The 322-nt window shown below is 31.4% G+C and carries 1 pseudogene; it reads left to right on the plus strand.

Annotation, left to right across the window (positions count from 1 at the left end):
• Positions 1-4: 4 nt before the first annotated feature.
• Positions 5-322 (plus strand): annotated as a pseudogene (locus C1E99_RS12215) (site-specific integrase); the annotation flags it as partial.

Consider the following 322-nt stretch of genomic DNA (forward strand, 5'->3'; position numbering starts at 1 on the left):
CAACATGGCATCTTATAGACAAAGAGGTAAGAAAAAATTATGGGATTATAGAATCTTTGACGATAAAGGAAAAGTAATAGCTTCAAATTCTGGATTTAGAACTAAAAAAGAAGCTGAAATGGAAGCACTTGAAATAGAACTTCGACTGTTAAAAGGCTCTCAGATTGATAGACAAATTAGCCTACATGAACTTTGGAAAAGGTGGTATGAACTACATATCATCCCATTAAATAAAAAGCAAGCAACACTAAACAAACACATAAAACGTGGTAAACTTATTGAAGAATTTTTTGGAAATATGCCTTTAGTCAATATAAAGGCT

It is taken from the genome of Streptococcus suis (assembly GCF_002964045.1).
Taxonomy (GTDB): domain Bacteria; phylum Bacillota; class Bacilli; order Lactobacillales; family Streptococcaceae; genus Streptococcus; species Streptococcus suis_U.